Origin of the sequence: uncultured Dysgonomonas sp. (genome assembly GCF_900079725.1) — a bacterium.
Classification (GTDB): domain Bacteria; phylum Bacteroidota; class Bacteroidia; order Bacteroidales; family Dysgonomonadaceae; genus Dysgonomonas.
Genome location: NZ_LT599032.1, coordinates 795945 through 817961 on the forward strand (window position 1 = coordinate 795945; position 22017 = coordinate 817961).

Below are 22017 nucleotides of genomic sequence, written 5' to 3' on the forward strand. Positions count from 1 at the left end.
TTTACATACAATTTATTTGAGTTGTTCATTATTCTTCATTATAGGCAGACAAATTATAAATTTGGTGCCTTTACCTAACTCACTCTCAGCTTTTATAGTTCCTTTGTGGTCTTCAACTATTTTCCTCACATATGCCAATCCCAGGCCAAAGCCTTTCACATCGTGCCGATTGCCTGTAGATACGCGATAGAAACGTTCAAATATCTTCTTTACAAATTCTTTCTTTATACCTATACCGTTATCTTCTACTGATATATATAGTTTATTATTGCTATTCCATGTGCGTATCATCAATTCCAACGGCACATCCTCTCTTCTGTATTTCACTGCATTATCCAATAAGTTAAATAACACATTGGTAAAATGCATTTTATCTGCTTCAATGGCTGATTCTGTCGCTTCCAAATCGATATCCAGATTACCTCCGAATTTTTCGACTTTTATCTGGAAAGTATTAGCTACACTTACAACAACATCGTTGGCATCCAGTTCTTTCATTTTCAGCGTTGCTTTTTGCTTCTCGAAAAGAGACATCTGCAAAACCTTTTCTACCTGAAAACTTAGCCGTTCGGTTTCATCATTTATCACACCAGATATATGTTTAAAAACTTCCGGAGATTTCGTGATGGAGCCATCTTTAAGCATTTGTGCTGCTAATGAGATTGTTGACACAGGCGTCTTCAGTTCATGTGTCATATTATTCATGAAATCACTCTTCATTTCCGACAAACGCTTTTGGCGGAATGTGATGTAAATGATTATAATAAATGTTACCAGCAATATAAAGGTAAACAAAATTGACGGATATAGAAATTTTACTTCACTAAACAAGTATTTATCCTTATCCGGGAAGTATACTTTCAAGTATGTAACTTTATCCTGTGGATCGTTAGGAAACAACGATTGCAGATAATAGTCCTTCCTGTTTTGCATTGTAAAAAACGGCTGCTGGTATATTGGCTTGTCGTTTTTATCCACCACTTCGTACTGGAATGGCAATTCTATCCCATTCCCTTTTATCTCGTTTCTGATAAGAACCTCAAGCGATTTCAGATTCACCCGTTCTGCTATAGGTATATTACTTGCCGTATTTATAATGCGGTTTAATACCTCGTTCATTATATCGCTCTCGTAAAGATATTTCTTTTTTTGTTCATCCTGCATACCGAATATCGTTTTCGATATAGCATTCGTCCCACCTTTGCTCGGCGACTGGAAAATCTGGCTCTTCGGAGTTTGAGTAGTGGTCGACATATTCAACTCCATATTTATCTCCATATCGGGAGCTGTCATCTTCACTCTTTGCTGATGCGTTACAGTTTCTTCCTGCATTTGATTTTGCAAAGATAATGATCTGTTATAAGCGGCCGCCTGCTTTTTCTGATTCTCGAGAAATGCCTCATTCAGATACTTCTGTGTCTGATCGAGTTCCAAACTACGGGAAACCTGCAAAAGGCTTCTGTTTATAATTTCATTAAACTGATCACTCCTTATCCTTATCGATTCTCTAAGGTAGGTTATTTGTAAGTACAATAGGCCAAAGAACGCAAATGCCATTATTCCGGCGAGTATCCATATTGTCGATTTTTTCATTTTTAGCCTCTCTATTCTACCAAGACTTGCTTACTTTATTTAAATAAATTTTATAGGTCTCGATTTTACTATTTAACAATTAAGACAAAGATATTGTTTAACATTTGAAAAAAATAAACATAAAGGAAATATTTTTTCTATGCAAGCTTATAAATATTTTTTATTGTAGCAAAATAAATTTTAAGCTTATTCCAAAATTACTGTTTGTTGTCGGATATGACGACGATGAAATTAATGGCCTGTTGAGAATACGATCATAGAACGCCCTCAAAGTCAAAGATCTGCTCATTGCATAATCCGCCGATATCTTTAACGTTACAATAGTCGTGCCACTTGTTGCCTGCGTAAAATCTTCCTGAATCTTACGAAGTAAGGCTTCAACTGTTTTATGCGAAAGATCTGCTTTTATATTCAAATCGTTATTGAACTGCCCTGTTGACCTCTGGCTCAATCCTATCAGGCGGTTAAACTCATTGATTCGGTATCCGAATCCGACTACAAATTCTTTTTGCAGCGACTCTATGATCTGATAGGAAGACATATTTAAGGTTAAGGTACGTGCATTATTATAACGTGTATTGATTGTCATATTATTATTCAGTGTACCTTCAACTCCAAACAGAGGATTAAACACTTCGGATATACCCACCGATGATATATTGTATGGAGAAGATGGCACCGGATTCCCACTGAGTATATCACGTATATACCCTAGTTCGTCATCTGCCTGCACCCAATTTGAGAAGGAATTATAATTACTTACCTGATAGTAACAGGTATAAGCATGATTGAGCCTTAAATTCTTAAATTTCTCTTTTATAAGAGGAATACTGGTCAGCCCATCATATGCTACTGTCCAGTTTGGTAATATAGATAGTAAGGACGGAAATGCTGTAAGTGCGATATTATTTGCACTACGTCCTGTATAAGCGGATATAAATGCCGGAACAAGCACGTCAGCAGAATTAACATCGACCTCGCCTGTGGCTGCCGAATAAGGCTGGCCGATAAGACCGGGAGTATTTTCGCTGATAAAGCCTCCTCCAGGGTAAGAGGTATTCCTATATTTAGCCTCCAATCTGTTTTTTATACGATACCTGTTTTCTAGGAATTTTTCGAAGGCTGCCGAATAATAACCATTTTTAGCATTGCTACTTTTAAGGGCTGAAGAAAGAGCCACAGTGGTCATAGAGAAGTTACCGCCGAATGTTCTCGATGTATTCGGAGTACCATCTTCTAAAACTGTATACTGAACTTCTGTCCGCTTATTATTCTCATGCTTGGCATTCAGTTCTATCTTGAAGTCCTTAAATGGTTCTATTTGCGCTCTGAATTCGAATGTTTCGGCTGTATTAAATACCGATGGAGAGACATTCATAACATTCCCGACAAGCCAGTCTCTGTCTATCGACTTTTGTATGAAATCATCACCACCCTCTAGTCCGAAAGCAAAGCCTAGTCCCGGAACCATTCCATAATCGGATCCTTTCTGCCCAAATGCATCACCTATACCAGGTTTGAAACCTGAAATATATGTTTCGTTATGCCTTGAGTAATTAAACCCTAATGTGCGCACCGACATTAGCCCACGCGCTGAATATTCTACTATATCCTGTAACAGTTTCGACGTTCCGGTTTCTTTATATCTACCTTCAATACTCAGTTGTATATCAGCAGAGTCTTTATTATTTATCCGGATTGTATTCTCATCTACCTTTTTAAATTTCACGGTATATGGCTTTCCGCCTTTTCTTGCAGTTACCTGTATATTTTTTGTATTGAGGCCATGCGTAATTGTTGCAGTTGTATCTCTTTGTAGTACTACATTCTGAGTAAAGCGACGCCTTTCAGGCTCACGCTTTTCCCGTTCACGCTGGCTAGGAGATTGTGGTCTTCTCTTCGCATCGAAACGGTCATTTACTCTTTTCAAAAATGAAGATTTATTATACAGCGCGGTCATACTGAATCTATTTGTCAGATCCAGTGTCATTGTATTACTTATGGTATTGCCAATCTCCACACTATCTATATTGGCCCCTCGATCCCACTGATAACCACTCGTATAACCGGCATTAGACGTAACCCAATCCATAGCCGGGATATTCTTGAACGGAAGCTGATAGGTAACTTTCACTGACTGGCGATACGAAAGCGGGTCCCCAAGGCTTTTCAGGCTACGGATAACAGCATCTTTCCATGTATCATAGTCATCTCTGTTCAGCTTTTTATTCACTTGCAGATATGGTTCTTCTATTTCGGCTCTGGTCCCCGATTGAAAAGAGAATTTCAGATTGCGCGTAAAATCCCAATCGATGCTAAAGTCCCTGTCCCATAAGAAAGACTGACTCCATGATAAGAACTCGTTGGATGTTCCGCCTCCAAGCCTGTAGCTTTCTATATCACGCAAGGCTGTTTCGGTATAGTATCGTACTATATTGGAATTAAAGGCGATATTAGACGGAAGATAATTAAAGCCTAATGACCGGGCAAACTTTGCAGCTCCGGACTTGCTCTTTGCATTTTTGAATGGTTCCCAAGTCTTCACCATCGGACTATATGCATAATTGAATGTCGCCCGATAATTTTTAGTCACATCATATACCGTAGTTGGATTCTTCGTCTCACTCTGACTAAATGAATAGCCAAAACTAAAGTTTGCCGGATCGTATGGCATCGGAGTCTTACTCTGAATATTCACCTTAACATTATTCACACTGATGCTCTTCGTTGTGGTTTTCTCCTGCGCCAGACTCTTTATTGAATCTTTTTCAGCTTTGGTTTCCACTATGCTCAATGCCTCTTTCAGTGTAACATCCTGATCGAATGGATCGTATTTTGGAGTAGTTGTCTGATTAGAATATGAGTAATATAAAGGCAGACTTACTTTCGCTTTCTCCGGGAAGAACTTACCTAATTCTATGTTAGCAGCGATGCTATATGTATGATAATCGTCGGAACGCCTTTCCATCAGTTTCTGATCCAAAGCTCCGAATCCAACAGTTTCTTTCCGTCCCGATAAATTTATTGTCCCTAAGTCGGATAGTGCAACGTTCAGATTTCCCTGTGCAGCCCACCCGCCTTCTTCGTCAAAGTCGGTAAGGCGAAGCTCATTTATCCAGACTTCTCCCGACTTGACTACTGTGCTGTTGTTCCTTACGCCAACCATTATCACATTAATCTCGGATAATGAAGGATTACCAATTACACTTACCCTGTTGTTTTGCTTATCAGGGTCATACTCGTAATAGAGTGTTGTATATGAAACCGTAGAGCCCGCCTTTCGTTTCTCCCTGTTGCGATGCAGTTTTACATCTTTCAGTAATTCTAACGGGAAGTCGAACATATTATCGTTAGGCCATACCACATTCCTGTCGCTTGAGCCTTCCGGAGTTATTACTAACGGTATCTCGTATTCGTAATAGTTATTTTTATAATCGGAACCCAGGCGGATAAATATCGTGAAATCGCCTCTTACTAATTTCTCACCATCGATAAGTTCTTCTGCATGGGTAAACATCTGTAAACGTTTATATCGCCTGAGGTCATAATATGTATTTTTATAAATTGCACGCGCATCCCCTGCGCTCAGGTCATGTATACGCATAGACAATGATTGTTCATTCTCCTTTATCATCTGTGCCTGATCGGGATCGGTGACACGACTGAGTCCCGGAGGAAGCACATAACCGACAGGCTTACGATCGGAATTTTCTTCTATATTTACTGTTGCAACATCGAGAGTACCATTTCCCGATGGCTCGTTATTTTTATTTAGGGTCTGTTCGTATGTACGCCAATCGCCACGAACCAATTGCAATGTACCAAAACGCAGGAATGTTGTCTGATTGAAACCGGTCATAAACATGCGCATAAAGCGGATACTTTTAAAATCCGAGATATTCCCTATTTTTTCACCTTGGCGTACAGGTACTTTAAACTGATACCATGTCACTTCTCCCTCTGTACCGTTGCGAAGTGGTACACTCACTTTACGGCTATCGGCTATGAAATTTTCGCCGACATTCATTTTTTTCGGATCAAGTTCTATCCTATACTGGAAATAGGCTTCTGTTTCATTCAGTGTATTATCCTGATCTATGTCCTCCACATCAGGCACTGGCCGGGCGGCGGTAGAATAACTCTCTGAAGTCTGCTTGGTATCAGGAGAGTTTCCTTCGGTATTGTTATAGTATTTATAACGGTCGAGAATACTTACCTCATCGCGGTCATAATCGGCCCCACGATAGAAATGATATGTATCTCCGGCGGGGTCGTTCAGTGGTGAAAACGGATCAGCCTTTAATTTTTCTCTTGCTGCCGCTGATAGTTTGGCATCGTAATCCTGTAGATATTTGCTATATGTACCAAATGTAAATTCTTCATCTGTGCTCAATCCATTCAGTCCCACATCCTGCCTCCTGCGGGCATCAACTCCGGCATTATCGTCAAAAGCATAAACTGTCGACTGGCGTTTTGGTACTTTACCCCATACCGTAGTTTCTACAGCATCAGGATCATCATTGACAGGTAGGCCGTTTTCAAAGAATTTCTTACCGTCTTTAAGAACATCCTCTGATATTTCACCCAGATTTATATATAAATCGCCTCCTTTTGCCGTCTTGTCATAAACAAACGGGTCCATCAGCCAGAATTCTATATACTCTACATTCGACGCTTCAAAATCACGTACATCCATACGGCGGGTAATCCCTCCCCAACGGGTTTCCGGATCTCTCAGCTTTCCGTCCGAATCTATATTTGTTGCATCCAGATTATAAGGCCCTCTCTCATTAGGATAGAAAGACAGATTCAATGCAGGGAGAGTCGCCGATTCATTATAAGGAACATCCTTATTCGGATAAATCTCGTACATATTGATCTCCCGTACAAAGTGGTTGGATAATTGGTCCTGATCATTTTTTATATGATTAGGTGTCAGAGATGAGCCTTTACGGGTAAAAAGATTGTCTATCATAAACCACGATAACATAGCCCGGTTCATTCCATACTCTATCTGGTTACTCAATTTCGCCTCTTCAAATAATACCTTATTATCCTTACCCTTAGCATCCTGAGGAGTAGAAGCCAAAGTCCATGCATACGGATTTTTCACATCTATCCGCGATTGCGATGATTCGAAATCATCCAGATAAGAATATCCTCCTGCTTCTTTACTCTGATAATGTCCGGGGATCATCTGGGCAAACTCGGCATTGAACGAAATCTGAGATGGCTGGGTCGCTTCTACAAATGGCAATTTATCTACAAGATTTGTCAGCCACATCGATTCCGTTTTATAGGATGTGTTCAGCCCCCACAGCGTATTTTTCACAGATTCGTCACCAATCTGAGTTTTCATTGTAAGGGGTTTCTCATAGTAGTGCATGATAGTACCTCCAATATTGAAATTCTTTGAAATATCGTAACTCAGATTAAGCCCCAGTAAGGTTTTACGTTGCATATTAAAGGTTCTTCCCTCGGAAGAAACCTGAATCGGTGTATTGGAGTCCAGCAAATTTTGGTTGATAATAGTAACCCTTCCTGCAATATAATCGACTATATAATCTACACCCTCAACCAGAGTGGCTCCGGCAGCTGTTAATCTCACAGAGCCCTGAGGTATATTAGTGGCGTTAAGGTCTATCTCTGCATTACTGGAACCTGATCCACGATATGAACCTGATATTTTGAATTTATTCTTCTCTGCAATTTGCTGAGCAACAGTCAATGTAGAGTCGTATAGCTCCTGATAGACGTATTTATCGGCAATGGTATTATTTCCTATCTTCTGTCTCAGATGAGATCCAAAAGGCTCGACCACAGGGAAGAAAACACGTCCGTTCTGCGACTTAACGGTATATCCTTCTACAAAGTCGAAGATACCATCCCCTTTAGTACCTTCTTTATTTGTTACTTCATTGTTGCGGGAATCGAGCCTGTCGAGATTCATTACTCTCAACAGTAGTTCGTTCCTGATATTACCTTCCGGAATGTAATTTATATAAGTACCTATAGTGTCTGACTGATAAGATATATTCAACATGAAATGGTCTTGCTGAACAGCATTATCACTTACCTTATATACGTTCTTCATCATCATATCCCAAGTGTAGGAACGAGGAGAAAGAGAGACAGGCTTTATCAGCTTTACAAACAATGCCCCGGATTTCGGATTACCTGAATCATATTTATCCACAATGTCAGTCGCCAGTTCACCCACCTTGTAATCTTTGCCGTTGGCTCTGTATGTATAAGCTACTGCAAGCACTTCATCGGCTTGCAGAGCCGAGGTAAGCGATATATAACCCAATTGCGGATTAAAAGTATATTCAGCCTGAGTCAGCAACCGGGCACTCTCTATTTTTTCATAATCGAGGCCGCTTTCTATATATCCGCTAAATTCGGCTGTAACCTGAGATTTGTCTCTCGCTTTAGGTTTGTCCCTTTTAATTGTAGCGTAAAGATCATTTGCATCATTATCCGGATTATCCGGTTTTCCTCCGGCGGCAATCCATTTATTATTCTTGATTTTTGTATGTTCACCTATATCGGCAAATGCAACTATGTTACGGGATTGTGTATAATCCCCCCTCTTGTTTGTCACCCATACTTCAATATTGGTAATATTGACAGGCGACTGAATAAAAGGCAGTTTAGACATAGCCTTATCATAATTGTCACGAAAATAGTTGGATATGAAGAAATGTCTGTTGGCATCGTATTGGTCAGCTTTGAATTCGTACTCATTGGTTTGGATACCACCCTTCGAACTTGTAGTTTGAGATTCGGACTCTTGTTGCGATACTACCATATTGACACGCAATTTACCAAACTGTAGTTCCGTATTGATACCGAAAAGAGATGTTCCTCCATTAATGAGGGAGTTGGTCGTTGCCATGCTTACGTTTCCGGCTTCGATGCGTTTTATTATCTCATCTTCCTTTCCCTCATATGCCAATTTTAGTTTTTTAGAGTCAAAATCGAATAATGCTTTTGTATCATAATTCATATCGAAATTGATCTTATCGCCTACAGATGCCGTTACATTCATCTGTATATCTTCATTAAACTCAAAGGCAGTCTTACTTCTGTTACGTTCCGACAGGGTAGGATTGTCGGTACTTGTATGCTTGACTCCCATTGTAGCCTCTACATATCCCTGTGTCCGTACCTTTACTCCTCCGGGACCAAAGAGCTTTTCGGCAGGGCCGATATCCAGTTTTATATCCTTCAGTGAGAATTCGTCTTTTTCGTCCTTATTGTCGTAGGTTTCCACATTCTTTCCCTTAAAATAGCTAGACATTGAACGTTTCAACGTATAGTCCATATATTCTTTAGGGGTAAGTGAAAAAGGTGTCGATATCTCCTGGTCACCTACTCTGGTGCGAAAAATGTATAGTTTTGTATTGGGGTCATATTCTACCGACGTCTCAATATTAGAGGGTGTTTTGAGATCGGCAGGAGGATTATCTTTTAGATCCTTATATGTAGTTATCTGCGTTTTCTTTACAGGATAACGAGGCACTGTATCCTGTGATTGCAGTTCGTCAGCGTAAGCAAAAAAGGAATCTGTCTTACCGGTGATACCAGAAAACAAACTCACAGAACTTATGAGGAGCGTAGCTACAAATAAATATTTTATATATTTTTTCAACTCTAAAATAAATAATCGATAATAAGGTTGCAAACCTATTTAGTGCCTGGTTAAGTTAAAAATATAACAATTAGTCAGATTAAAAATGTATCATCAAATTATCTTCTACCGTCTATTACTTCATTCTATGGATAAACCAGCTGCAATTATTATACTTACTATAAAATGCCCAGCTGATCACAACATTTTCAATGCTGTCTTTATAATCTGTTCGACTGTACTATCAGCTTTGTCCTTTAGAATTTTAGCCACAACTTTTTGAGATGCCTGCTGAGTAAACCCAAGCATAACTAATGCTGCGACTGCTTCTTCCCCCGACGGATGTCCCGATGCAAACATATCAACCTGCTCTATCCCACTTACTTTTATCTTATCCTTCAGATCCACTATCACACGTTGTGCCGTCTTCAGACCAATACCTTTCACGGTTTTCAACATATCAGAATTTCCTGAAGCAATAACGTTTGCAAGCTCCTGTGTGTTCATCGAAGACAATATCATACGCCCGGTACTGGCTCCGATACCCGAAACACTTATTAATAACATAAAAAGTTCGCGTTCCTGTTTGTCAAAGAAACCGAATAATTGGTGAGCATCTTCTCTTATAGCTTCGTAAATAAATAGTTGTGCACTTTTCTTACCTGTCAGGTTTGAATATGTATTCAACGATATACTTATAAAATATCCTACGCCATAGGTTTCAAGGGTGACTGAGGCCGGGGTTAATTCCGTGATTTCACCTTTTATATAGTCAATCATAACTCTATTATATTACACTAGTTAATTAATAACGAAAAAACATAAAAAAAAGTATATCCTGCAAGAGAACTTTTTCAAGCCCTTCAATCCCCGCAATTATCTTATTTAATGGGCAAAGATAAAGTTTTTAGATTAGTTTTTATACCTTTGTCTTAGTCTATTAATTCGAAAAGAGAACTATGCAATTAAAGAAAGTTAAGATTCAGTCCAACAATCTGTTTACACAACGCACTTCAATCAGAAAATATGATCCGTCGATAAAAATCAGTAAAGAGGAAATATCCGATATCCTGCAAGATGCAATGACTGCGCCCTCCTCATTCAACCTACAACCCTGGCGTTTTTTCATCTTCGACAGCAAAGAAGGCAAAGAATTGATAAGGCCATATATGATGTTTAATCAGCTGCAATGGGAAACCTCGTCTGCTATAATAGCCATCTATGGCGACATGGACAATTATTCATCTGCCGATAAAATACTGTCGGCCAATGTGGAATATGACTTAATGACACAGGAACATAAAAACAAAATGTTGGAGATCATGACTAGTTATGGTGCAAGTTACACAGAAGATAGGCTAAGAAATTCCATTCTGCTCGATTGTGGATTTGTGACAATGCAACTGATGCTTGCTGCCAAAAATTACGGATATGACACTAATCCTATAGGTGGTTTTTTGCGTAAAGAACTGACTGAAGCCTTTGAACTTGATCCGAAACGATATATTCCCATATTACTTTTATCTATAGGGAAAGCTGACGAAGAAGGTAAAGATACGGTACGTTTTTCTGTAGATGAAGTTACTCAATGGAAATAATATTTAAGATGAACAAATTATAAGATATAACAGTTCATAGAGTTAAGAATCGAAAATATATCATTTCATTCTATCTATTACTTATTAACTTTAAAAACCCTGATTTATATGAAAAAACTCATATTATCTATTTTATTATTAATAATAGCGATGACAACAATTCAAGCTCAAAACCCGTTCTTTTCGGCGTATAAAACGCCTTACGATACTCCCCCGTTCGATAAGATAAAAAACGAACATTACGAACCTGCCATAGAGAAAGGTATTAAAGACCACACTATGGAGATAAACAAGATAGTGATGATCAGGGCTGTCCCTACTTTTGAGAATACAATAGTACCGCTGGAGGAATCAGGAAAACTTCTGTCCCGTGTTACATCAGTGTTCTTCAATCTGCTAAGTGCGGAAAGCAATGACGAAATGCTGCAAATAGCCCAACGGGTACAACCGAAGCTTTCGGCACACTCGAATGAAATCAACCTGAACGAAGGGCTGTTTCAGAAAGTGAAAGCTGTATATGACAAACGGTTCGAATCCAATCTTAATCCTGAGCAGATCCGCCTGGTGGAAAAGACATACCAGGGATTCGAAAACAGAGGTGCTACACTCACTGGTAAGGACAGGGATACCTATAAAGAATTATCTTCTAAATTGAGCCAATTAACTCTGACTTTCGGACAAAATGCGTTGAAAGAGAACAACAAATTCGAAATGTTGCTGACCGATAAAGCTGATCTTGCCGGACTTCCTAAAATAGCTTTAGATGCAGCTGAAGCGAAAGCCAAGTCTAAGAATAAAGAAGGATGGTTATTTGACCTATCGGCCCCAAGCTATATCGCATTCATGAAATACTCTTCACGCCGCGACCTCAGGGAAAAGCTATATAAGGCCTATACAACCCAATGTGCTGCAGGCGGTGAATTCGATAATCAGGAAAATGTAAAAGAAATAGCCAAAACCCGTATGGAAATCGCCAATCTGCTGGGTTATTCCGATTATGCAACTTATGTATTACGAAACAAAATGGCTAAGGATAAGAAGCACGTATATGAACTACTTGACAATCTGTTCGATGCCTATACTAAAGCTGCCCGCGAAGACGTGAAAATGGTCGAAGGTTTTGCTGTAGGCATGGAAAATAAAGATATAGATCTTCAGCCTTGGGACTGGTCATACTATTCCGAAAAACTGAAAGATGCCAAATATAGTGTCAGTGACGAACTGGTACGCCCATACTTCGAACTGGAAAATGTAAAGAAAGGCGTATTCGGACTAGCTACCGATTTGTATGGCATCACTTTCAGAAAGAATACAAAAATACCCGTTTACCATTCTGAAGTAGAAGCGTTTGATGTATTGGACGAAAAAGGCAACTTCCTTTCCGTACTTTATACAGATTTCCATCCCCGTGAAGGAAAAAGGCAGGGTGCATGGATGACAGAATTTAAAGGCCAATACATAGAAAAAGATAAGGATTCCCGTCCACAGGTGCTTATTGTAATGAACTTTACCCGCCCTGCCGGTACAGACCCCGCTCTGCTTACTTTTGATGAGATGGAAACATTCCTGCATGAATTCGGGCACGCATTGCACGGTATGCTTACAAAATGCACTTACGAATCTTTATCCGGAACCAATGTTTTACACGATTTCGTGGAACTCCCATCTCAGATAATGGAAAACTGGCTGACCGAAAAAGAATATCTGGATAAGTTTGCCGTACATTATAAAACAGGTGAGAAAATACCTGCCGAACTGGTAAAAAAACTTGTGGATGCAGCTAACTACAATGCCGGTTACCTGTGTTATCGTCAATTATCGTTCGGATATTTGGATATGGCCTGGCACACGCTTACACAGCCATATACAGGCGATGTGATCGACTTCGAGCGAAAAGCGATGGAGAAGACTGCTCTCCTACCCCTGGTAGACGGTAGTGCTATGTCCCCTTCATTCGGACACATATTCTCGGGCGGATACGCAGCCGGATACTATGGATACAAATGGGCTGAAGTACTTGATGCAGATGCTTTCGCCCTGTTCAAAGAAACCGGAATTTTTAACAAAGAAACGGCAGAATCGTTCCGTAAAAATATTCTTGAGAGAGGAAATACAGAGGAACCGATGAGCCTGTATGTAAAATTCAGGGGACAAGAACCGTCTGTGGATGCATTGTTGATTCGCAACGGTGTAAAAAAATAACAAGTTTTTGTTTTTATAAAAGGCTATTTCTTATACAGGAATAGCCTTTTTACTTTTATCCGGCTGATATGGATATTATAAAAAATAATTGCTATTTACAGTAAATGGTATCATATAAATTTTTCAAAGAACTCCTTATCAACAACCCTTATTTTCTGATTGTTTACTTATAGATAAATATTTCAAGATTTGATTACAATTTTACTTAGTTTAAGCCCATTTTGTATATTGTCATTTTATAAAGTTTTACTATTTTTGTGTCGAAATAATAGAACGAATCACACACTTGACACAGAATTAGCCTTCATGAAATATTTCCTTTGGTTCTCTTTCCTCATATTCTCATTTTTTATAGTTAGCTGTAAAAAGAAAGAACATACGAAAGTCAGCGAATCTGACAAGAAAGAAGTTATCCAATCCAAATTTGCGAGAAACTATCCGGAGTTTGATCTCAGCATATTGCAAGAGTCACTAAAAGCTCATACTACTAATGATTCGGTATTAAAATCAATATACATTGCAACAGAGTTCAACCCCGTATGGATACATGACACACTCGATACAAAAAGATTATATACGTTTATTGACATCTTAAATCAGGTAGAAGAGCACGGATTATCTCCCGAATTATTTTCTTCGTCAAAAATAAAAATGATGGCAGATGCAATAGACTCTGGTACCTTTGTTAATAATCTGGATACAGTGTATAAGATAATGATTGCTTTGGAAGAGATATCGACCAGGTCTGCCATAAAGTATATTACAGGAATGAAATACGGCTTTACTGATCCCAAAAGCCTGTACAAGAAAGATTATGATATCGTCACTTCCGCTCCCGATTCTTTATTCTATAATAATCTATATGCTGAGATAAAAAAGGATCCCATTTTGGCTGTACTCAATTCACAGCCGTCAGATGATATCTATCTAAAGTTGAGGGAAGAGTATAAAATTTTAAGAACCAGACAAGAAACCGGATTTAAAGAGATAGTATCAGGAGACGTTACCTATAAGCTCGGTGATAAGAGCAAATACATTAAAGACATTGCAGACAGGCTTGTGTTGACCGGAGAATATAAACCGGATTCGATAAGTAGCGACAGCCTCTATATAAAGCTGGACGAAGGGCTGCTCGCTGCAATTAATACTTTCAGACGAAGGAATTCATATCCGGAAGAAGCTGAAGTAGGTAAACTGACTATAAGCGCACTAAACAGGCCTTTCGAATATTACCTGGCCAAGATACGGGCAAACATGGAAAGGTATCGCTGGAAACGGACTAAAGCAAAACATAACAAACATATAGAGGTAAATGTGGCTGCAGCCATGTTAGTTGCCAATAATACAAAGAGTGACAGTCTACCTTTGATATCCAGAGTATGCGTTGGTTCGGTAAGGAATAAAACCCCTCTTCTCCAAAGCGATATCAGCTATATGAACCTCAATCCCGTATGGAATGTACCGACAAGCATTGCCCAAAAAGAAGTAGCTGTATTGCAGAAAAAAGACCCTACCTACATCAAACGGCACAATATGAAACTGTATAAGGGCGGTAAGGAAGTAGATGTATCGTCTATAGACTGGAAAGATATCAATCCTAGTAAGTTTTCTTATACTATCAAACAAGATCCTGGAGGAGGGAATTCACTTGGCTTAGTGAAGTTCATGTTCAACAATGCATTCTCTGTATATCTTCACGATACTCCCAGCAAACTGGCATTCAACAGAAAAAACAGGGCCGTTAGTCATGGCTGCGTGAGAGTGCAAAAGCCTTTCGAACTTGCATTTTTCTGCGCTTCACCTGTAACTGAGGTTTATAAAGACCAGCTTTATTATAGCATAAATAAGCCTCCAGTATCAGAAGAAGGTAAAAAGCTGCTTAAAGAGCAGAGATTAAAGAAGCTACCCAACATTATCAATATTGATAAGGATGATAGGATATCCTTATTCATTGACTATTATACTGCATTTATGTATCCTAACGATGAAGTACTGTATTATGCAGACGATATCTATGAATACGATAAACTGATATTGGATGCTCTGAATCCTAACCAAACCGCAGAAAAGAAAAAGGTGGACAAATAGGATTCTCTCCTCTTACCTTATTTCAACCTTTTAAAAGCCTGGATCACTTTTCATCAAAAAAGTCTGCAGCTCTCTGGCTCAGGTCATGAGCGCTTTTCTTGGCTTTATCGGCAAAGCTATCCACTTTATCCACTATTTTATCCGTATAACTTTGAGTTTGCTTCGATACATTTGCGAACAACTCTCTGGCTTTCTCTATAAAGTCTTCGCTCTTGCCTTTAAAGAATTTTTCCCAATCTATATCAAGACCTTCTTTATCCATATAGTCTTTTACTACTGATATAGACTTAATAGCCTCCTCCTCTGTGAGCCCGACTTCAACCTGAAGTCTCTTTACCAAATCTTCCATATCGTAACTTATTATTGATTATTCAGTAAATATAAAACAAAATGAACTGATAAAAGTTCTGATTTGGAATATTATAAGGGTCTGATAAAAACAAAGAAAGAACTGAATATCAGTTCCTCCGGAGATCGCAATACTATCTACATTTTTAGAAGCGAAATCCTAGTGCCACTGACATATTGCGATTTTTCAACTCCCGTCCATCATCGGCAACATTATGAAAACCATACTCATAAGTCAGGTTTATCGTCCATATGTCATATATCAATCCTACCCGTCCCAAGACTCCGTAATCCCATCGGTTCCATTTTCTCAAAGCAAATGTTTCTTCTTCGTATGAGGGTATTGTTATTTGTGTACCTTGTACAACACCATCCTTAATGGTTGTAGCATAAGCCTCCCCCCGGTTCTTACCTTTAAAACCGTATGCAACATAGCCTCCGGCATTGAAATTTACTGCAAAATGTTTTGTCAGATACACCTCATATCCAAGACATAATGGTACCTGCAAGTAGTCTGCTGCTGTATTACGAAGAGTATCACCATAATATTCAATATCCATAGCTGTGTTATATTCACTTCTCTGGATATGCTGCCTAAGCCCTTTCTTCGTCACATAGAGACCTGATTGTAGCTGAATATTATGCAATATTTTAAAATTGACATTAGCACCTATCGTAAAACCAACCTTAGGCTCTTTGTACATGTTACCACCTTTGATATCCATTGTAGCAAAGTTGAAACCGAACAGAAGATCTGTGGTCAAACGTTTTCTTATAGTCTGAGCATTCGCAATGGAAGATACCAAAACTAACAAACCGACAAGTAAAAATATTCTAGATACTGTTTTCATAAAGCTTATATCGTTCCACAAAGTTAAAAGAATTAATTATATAATAAACTAAAGAGTCTATTTTCCTCAAAAATTTCATTTGCCACAGCTTGTATCTGTTCTGCTGTTATGGATTCAATCTTGTGAAATGTTTCTTCAAGAGTATTATAATGATTGTAATGGAAAAAACTTTTTCCGAGCGACAGCGCCATATTTTCATGATTATCACTCATTACACCGATCTGTCCTATCAGTTGTTTTTTAGCTATCGACAATTGCGATGTACTTAGCTTCTCTATCTTTAATTTATTTAGTTCCTTATGGACTAATCCAATACACTTATCAGCATTACGTTTGTCGCATCCGAAGTAAATAGATAAAATGCCCGTATCTGTATAAGCCGTCGCAGTAGAATCAACACTGTATACATACCCTTTTTTCTCACGAAGCGAAATATTCAGGCGGCTATTCATACCCGGCCCTCCCAATATATTATTCAACAGGTTCAAGACTTTCCTATTGGGATCAAACATCGAATACGAACGACAGCCTATCAAAGCATGCACCTGAGATGTCTCCTTATTTTCAATCCTTTGTTCCAGCTTTATTTCGACAGGAACTATACGCCCATTGGGACATATGGGACCTGATAGGTCGGACAAATACTTTTCTGCAAGATATACAACTTTCTTAAAGTCTGTGTTACCTAACGAGAAGAAAACAGTATTGGACGGTACATAAAACCGGTTAACAAAGGCCCTTGCTTTCATTGTATCAAAGTTTAGCAGCGTATCGGGTTCTCCCAAAATGTTGTGCCCTATCTGCGAACCATTGAAAACAAGATTCTCAAACTCGTCAAATATCAGTTCCGAAGGGTTATCCTCATAAGAATGTATTTCATCTATAATGACTTCGACTTCCTTATCTATCTCCTGCTGAGGAAACCGGGAATGGAAGGCCATATCGGATAACAGTTCAAACGCCCGTTCGAAATGCTGTTCCAAAAATATGGCATAAACAACGGTCTCTTCTTTATTCGTATAAGCATTCAGTTCTCCCCCTACATGCTCCATACGATTGATTATGTGATGAGAACGGCGTTTCTTTGTCCCCTTAAACAACATATGCTCCACAAAGTGAGCCATGCCATACTCTTCAGGGTTTTCATCACGTGTCCCGGCATTTACGATAAAGCCGCAGTAAGAAACGTTTCCGTCCATCGGTTTATGTACAATGCGAAGACCATTAGATAATGTATGCGAATGGTAATTGATCATTTCTTCATATAATGTGCCCGTTCTTCAGGCAGGAATTTCTCTATAGAATAGCGTAACATTGTCCGTGGCATTTCCTTATAGAAATGATCGAGAAATGAACACAACCTATCTTTATCTTTTTTGCCGGCTTCACGCAGCATCCAGCCAATGGCTTTATGCATCAGATCATGCTTATGACATAGTAATTTCTCAGATAAAGCGAATATATCATCCAGATCGCCACGCCTGATAAAAGCGAAAGTAGCCAGGATAGAAATACGCTGATCCCAAAGTAATGTACTCTCAGCCAAGCTATAAAGCACTGAACGATCTTTGTCTACAAGATACTTTCCTACTATATCTTTTGCACTCAGGTCCACCAAGTCCCAATTGTTGATATATTGGGTTTTCGACAAATAGTAATTGCAGATTTCAGTACGTTCAGCTTCTTTTGCTTTTTTGAACCTTTCTACCAACATAAGCAAAGCACAAAGACGGCATTCATGGTATTCACTCTCCAATAGTCTGGTAACTTCCGAGAATGGGATATCTTTATATTTTTTCGCCACTTTACGGGTATCAGGTACTACAACGCCGATAAACCTGTCACCTTCGCCGTATTGCCCTTTTCCTGTCTTGAAAAAGTAAGGGAGAAATTCCTTCTTCTCCTGTGTGGAGTATGATTCGAGCTCTTTTTGTATATCTTTTGCTGTCATTGTATCTGGAAAAGGTAACAAAGGTAACAGTTTTTTCAGTTAAAAACAGACGCTTCGTAGTTAACAATATCTATTCATTATCAGGAGATGATCAGTGCAATTCACCATTTACATTTATTAACCATATATAGTTAAAAAGTAACAGAAGTAACACATTTTTCAGTTAACAGTCAACAGTAATCAGTTAACAGAAATACAGTACTTCAACTTAGAACTTGCTACTTGTTAAAAAGTAACACATGTAACACAAAAAGCAATTAATAATTAAGAATGAAAAATTAATAATTAGAAACTCTTTATTTTATCGATCACTGTCAATTGTCCATTGTCAACTTTCAACTGATTAAAAAAGTAACAAAGGTTACACTTTTTCATTCATTTGCTAATCACTTTTTCAAAGAGCTATAAGCTAACAGCAAAAGGCTATCAGCTATATATATAGATAAACTTTTATACAAAAGTTCTATTCGGACGGAAGTTTCCGTTCTATATCTTCCGTATATGCCGTATCAGGTTCATATCTCAGCCTTTTGCGTTCATTGAGTCGCCATAGCCAAAACAATCCGCCTATAGGTATACCTATTGTCCATGCGCAATTCAGATACCCCATAAGACTAAAACCAAATCCGAAAAGCAATTGAAACTGCAATAACTGAAATGAAAAACCATGAATGGCCGAATATGCTATTGTAGGTACATTCAGGCAAATAACCGCAATGTATTTTATCCATTTCTTTTTCAGATCACTCCGCTTTATCTGTACAATCACATATACATTAAAAACAGGTATAAGAATTGCAATCAGCCCTATCAACCAAAACGAAAGCATAGACGGTATAATCTTTTTGATATCGAGTACATTTATAAACTTAATCTTTCCTGACTCATCATCGAAAGAAACTTTAAAAACTCCGAAGTAATCATCATTTGAAAACTGAATGTAAGCATCAGTTGTGCCGGCAGGTGTATTGTCTGATGTCATGGTCGATCTCACTTTCTCAGCTTTCATAAAGGTATAATCTAACTCCGTACCAAATTGTTTCACGATATGATGTCGAAAATCAGCCAATCTAAGTTTTAATGTATCCAGATCAACCCCTCCGAAGTCCTCCTTATCTACAGCCATCTGATCAACAGCCTCATCATATTTCTCATTTAAAAGATTTTCCACAAATGCTACAGTAGTGGCTTTATAGGTAAACATATTGGCGACCGTTTCACAACCGGTCATAGTAACAATTAGTAGAATAAATAGTAAAATTTGCTTTAGGTATCTCATAGTATTCACACGTAGTTATCAACAAACAAAAATAAGAATAAAAGCTAAACAAAAAAGTGCAACCATCTCTGATTGCACTTTTCTATATTGAATATCTTAAATCTGATTATTCAGCATTCAATGTAAAGCGTTTGAAACCTGTAACGGCAAGCTCTTTATCATGTTGCGCAAGATACTGAGCAATTGTTTGCTTAGGGTTTTTCACAAATTCTTGTTGAAGAAGTGTAAATTCTTTGTAGAATTTCTGCAACGCGCCTTCAGCGATTCTGTCAATCAAGTTCTCAGGTTTACCAGCTTCAATCGCTTTTTCTCTGGCAATCTTAAGCTCTCTTTCTTTGATTTCTTCCGAAACTTCCTCCGGTACTAGAGCAACCGGGCTCATAGCAGCAATTTGCATAGCTATATCTTTAGCTACTTGTTCGTCAACATTTGGTTTGTTGAAACCAACGATAGACGCCAATTTATTTCCCGGGTGAACATATGCTACTACTGTAGGAGCTGTGATTTGCTCATATACATTCAATTCCATTTTTTCACCTGTAACACCCATTCTGTCAGTAACAAGCTCCGCTATAGTGCGGTCGCCAACAGTAATAGTTTTCAGTGTATTTATATCAGCAGGTTTGCTAGATAATGCAGCATCAAGTACAGCCTTAGTCATACCTACGAAATCACCGTTCATTGCCACAAAGTCAGTTTCGCAGTTTACTGCTACTATTGCAGCGAAATCGCCGTTTGTTGCAGCCAACACACAACCTTCTGTTGCATCGCGGTCTTCACGTTTTGCAGCAAAAGCCTGTCCTTTTTTACGAATTATTTCGATTGCTTTATCAAAATCTCCTTCTGCTTCCGTCAAAGCATTTTTACAATCCATCATACCTGCACCTGTCATTTTGCGCAAGTGTTGGATATCTGCCATAGAAATTGCCATGTTTTTCTCCTTTTATTTTTGGTTTATAATTATACTTAGAAAAGAAAAGACCAAGAAATAGTCTCTAAGAATGCTCTTAGAGGCTAATTCTTAGTCTATTAAACTTTATTTACTCTTCGTCTCCTTTAGCAAATTTACTTGCTACAGCTGCATTGATAGCCTCTTGGTCTTCTTTTTCAACCACAGGTTTCTTTGCACCGGCTTTCGCTTTGCGCTCTCTTCTTGGAGCACCTTCTTCATCCTGAGCTTCTGCAGCTGCGCTATCCGCTTTTTCGATCTTTCTTTCCTCAAGACCTTCTTTGATTGCATCGCAAAGGCTTCCTAGGATAAGTTCGATAGATTTAGCAGCATCGTCATTTGCAGGGATTACGAAGTCGATATCATCCGGATTAGAGTTTGTATCTACCATTGCAAATACAGGTATTCCGAGACGGTTAGCTTCTCTTACGGCGATGTGTTCTTTCATCACATCCACTACGAATAGTGCAGATGGAAGACGGGTAAGATCCTGAATAGAACCTAATGTTTTTTCAAGTTTAGCACGTTGGCGTGTAACCTGAAGTCTTTCTCTTTTCGATAGAGTATCGAAAGTTCCGTCTTTCACCATTTTGTCGATAGTCGACATCTTCTTCACAGCCTTACGGATTGTAGGGAAGTTAGTCAACATACCACCCGGCCAACGCTCTACCACATAAGGCATATTTATTGACAGGGCCAAGTCTGTAACAACTTGTTTTGCTTGTTTCTTAGTAGCAACAAACAATATTTTTTTGCCCGATTTAGCGATCTGCTTCATAGCAGCAGCAGCATCTTCGGTCTTAGCTATTGTTTTATATAGGTCAATGATGTGGATACCATTGCGCTCCATAAAAATATAAGGAGCCATTGCCGGGTTCCACTTTCTCCTCAAGTGACCGAAGTGTACACCAGCGTCTAATAATTGGTCGAATTCTAATTTTGCCATTTTTAGTTTTTTGATCGTTTACTTTCTTTTTCTGTTAGCGAATTGTCGGGTAGCTCATTTTCAGAAGTCCCGGCAATTTAGATACTAAACGTAATTTAAGAGATGAGGCCGACTCATCATATATTAACCAACTTGTAACTTTTAAGCGGCCGTAGCCGTGAAAGCGTAATTGGGTAAAATAATATCCAAATTAACGTTTTGAGAACTGAAATCTTTTTCTTGCTTTTGGTTGTCCCGGTTTTTTACGTTCTACAACACGTGGGTCGCGAGTCATAAATCCTTCAGCTCTAAGAGCAGACTTATCTTCAGGGTTGATCTTCACCAAAGCACGAGCGATACCAAGACGTGCAGCTTCTGCCTGTCCTTTGTATCCACCACCGTTCAGGTTGATCTTGATGTCGTATTTTTCAGCAACAGCCAGTTTGTTTAGCGGTTGTTTTACAACATACTGAAGAATAGTTGAAGGGAAGTAATTGTCTAGTTCACGTTTGTTGATCACTATTTTTCCGGTTCCTTCGCTTACGAATACGCGAGCTATAGCAGCTTTACGTCTTCCTATTGCATTTACTACTTCCATTA

The 22017-nt window shown here is 38.8% G+C and carries 14 protein-coding genes; 3 read left to right on the forward strand and 11 right to left on the reverse strand.

What is annotated here, in order from left to right; genetic code table 11:
• Window positions 1–12 precede the first annotated feature (12 nt).
• From QZL88_RS03490 to ruvA, 3 genes are all read right to left on the reverse strand, one after another.
• Window positions 13–1593 carry a HAMP domain-containing sensor histidine kinase gene (locus QZL88_RS03490; RefSeq protein ID WP_006801483.1) on the reverse strand — a complete coding sequence of 527 codons (1581 nt, stop codon included), beginning with the start codon at window positions 1591–1593 and terminating at the stop codon, window positions 13–15.
• Window positions 1594–1753: 160 nt separating this feature from the next.
• A complete protein-coding gene (sprA, locus tag QZL88_RS03495; protein ID WP_296938640.1) occupies window positions 1754–9247 on the reverse strand; it encodes a cell surface protein SprA in 7494 nt (2497 codons plus the stop codon).
• A 177-nt stretch (window positions 9248–9424) separates the two neighbouring features.
• Window positions 9425–10006, reverse strand: a complete 582-nt coding sequence (ruvA, locus tag QZL88_RS03500) for a Holliday junction branch migration protein RuvA (RefSeq protein WP_006801480.1) — start codon at window positions 10004–10006, stop codon at window positions 9425–9427.
• Window positions 10007–10185: 179 nt separating this feature from the next.
• Here ruvA and QZL88_RS03505 point away from each other — a divergent pair, with 179 nt between their 5' ends.
• The 3 genes from QZL88_RS03505 (at window position 10186) to QZL88_RS03515 (ending at window position 15114) form a co-directional block, all read left to right on the forward strand.
• The gene (locus QZL88_RS03505) at window positions 10186–10824 is read left to right on the forward strand and encodes a nitroreductase family protein (RefSeq protein ID WP_296938641.1); all 639 of its coding nucleotides are present in this window, start codon (window positions 10186–10188) and stop codon (window positions 10822–10824) included.
• 108 nt (window positions 10825–10932) lie between these two features.
• Window positions 10933–13026 carry a M3 family metallopeptidase gene (locus tag QZL88_RS03510; protein ID WP_296938642.1) on the forward strand — a complete coding sequence of 698 codons (2094 nt, stop codon included), beginning with the start codon at window positions 10933–10935 and terminating at the stop codon, window positions 13024–13026.
• A 306-nt stretch (window positions 13027–13332) separates the two neighbouring features.
• Window positions 13333–15114 carry a L,D-transpeptidase family protein gene (locus QZL88_RS03515; protein ID WP_296938643.1) on the forward strand — a complete coding sequence of 594 codons (1782 nt, stop codon included), beginning with the start codon at window positions 13333–13335 and terminating at the stop codon, window positions 15112–15114.
• Window positions 15115–15157: 43 nt separating this feature from the next.
• On the opposite strand, the gene QZL88_RS03520 is transcribed toward QZL88_RS03515, so the two are convergent.
• The 8 genes from QZL88_RS03520 to rpsI form a co-directional block, all read right to left on the reverse strand.
• The gene (locus tag QZL88_RS03520; RefSeq protein WP_296938644.1) at window positions 15158–15463 is read right to left on the reverse strand and encodes a hypothetical protein; all 306 of its coding nucleotides are present in this window, start codon (window positions 15461–15463) and stop codon (window positions 15158–15160) included.
• A gap of 145 nt (window positions 15464–15608) precedes the next feature.
• The gene (locus QZL88_RS03525; RefSeq protein ID WP_296938645.1) at window positions 15609–16313 is read right to left on the reverse strand and encodes a porin family protein; all 705 of its coding nucleotides are present in this window, start codon (window positions 16311–16313) and stop codon (window positions 15609–15611) included.
• 32 nt (window positions 16314–16345) lie between these two features.
• Window positions 16346–17569, reverse strand: a complete 1224-nt coding sequence (locus QZL88_RS03530; protein ID WP_296938646.1) for a pitrilysin family protein — start codon at window positions 17567–17569, stop codon at window positions 16346–16348.
• Window positions 17566–18264, reverse strand: a complete 699-nt coding sequence (locus tag QZL88_RS03535) for a DNA alkylation repair protein (protein WP_296938647.1) — start codon at window positions 18262–18264, stop codon at window positions 17566–17568. Before QZL88_RS03535 ends, QZL88_RS03530 begins: the two co-directional genes overlap by 4 nt.
• Window positions 18265–18727: 463 nt before the next feature.
• On the reverse strand, window positions 18728–19495 hold the full coding sequence (locus tag QZL88_RS03540; RefSeq protein WP_296938648.1) for a hypothetical protein: 768 nt from the start codon (window positions 19493–19495) through the stop codon (window positions 18728–18730).
• Window positions 19496–19649: 154 nt separating this feature from the next.
• Window positions 19650–20474, reverse strand: coding sequence for a translation elongation factor Ts (gene tsf, locus QZL88_RS03545; RefSeq protein ID WP_296938649.1), 825 nt, complete (start codon window positions 20472–20474; stop codon window positions 19650–19652).
• A gap of 109 nt (window positions 20475–20583) precedes the next feature.
• Window positions 20584–21438: a 30S ribosomal protein S2 gene (rpsB, locus tag QZL88_RS03550; protein ID WP_296938651.1), complete on the reverse strand. Its 855-nt coding sequence runs from the start codon at window positions 21436–21438 to the stop codon at window positions 20584–20586.
• 190 nt (window positions 21439–21628) lie between these two features.
• The gene (gene rpsI, locus QZL88_RS03555) at window positions 21629–22015 is read right to left on the reverse strand and encodes a 30S ribosomal protein S9 (RefSeq protein WP_006801469.1); all 387 of its coding nucleotides are present in this window, start codon (window positions 22013–22015) and stop codon (window positions 21629–21631) included.
• Window positions 22016–22017: the final 2 nt, after the last annotated feature.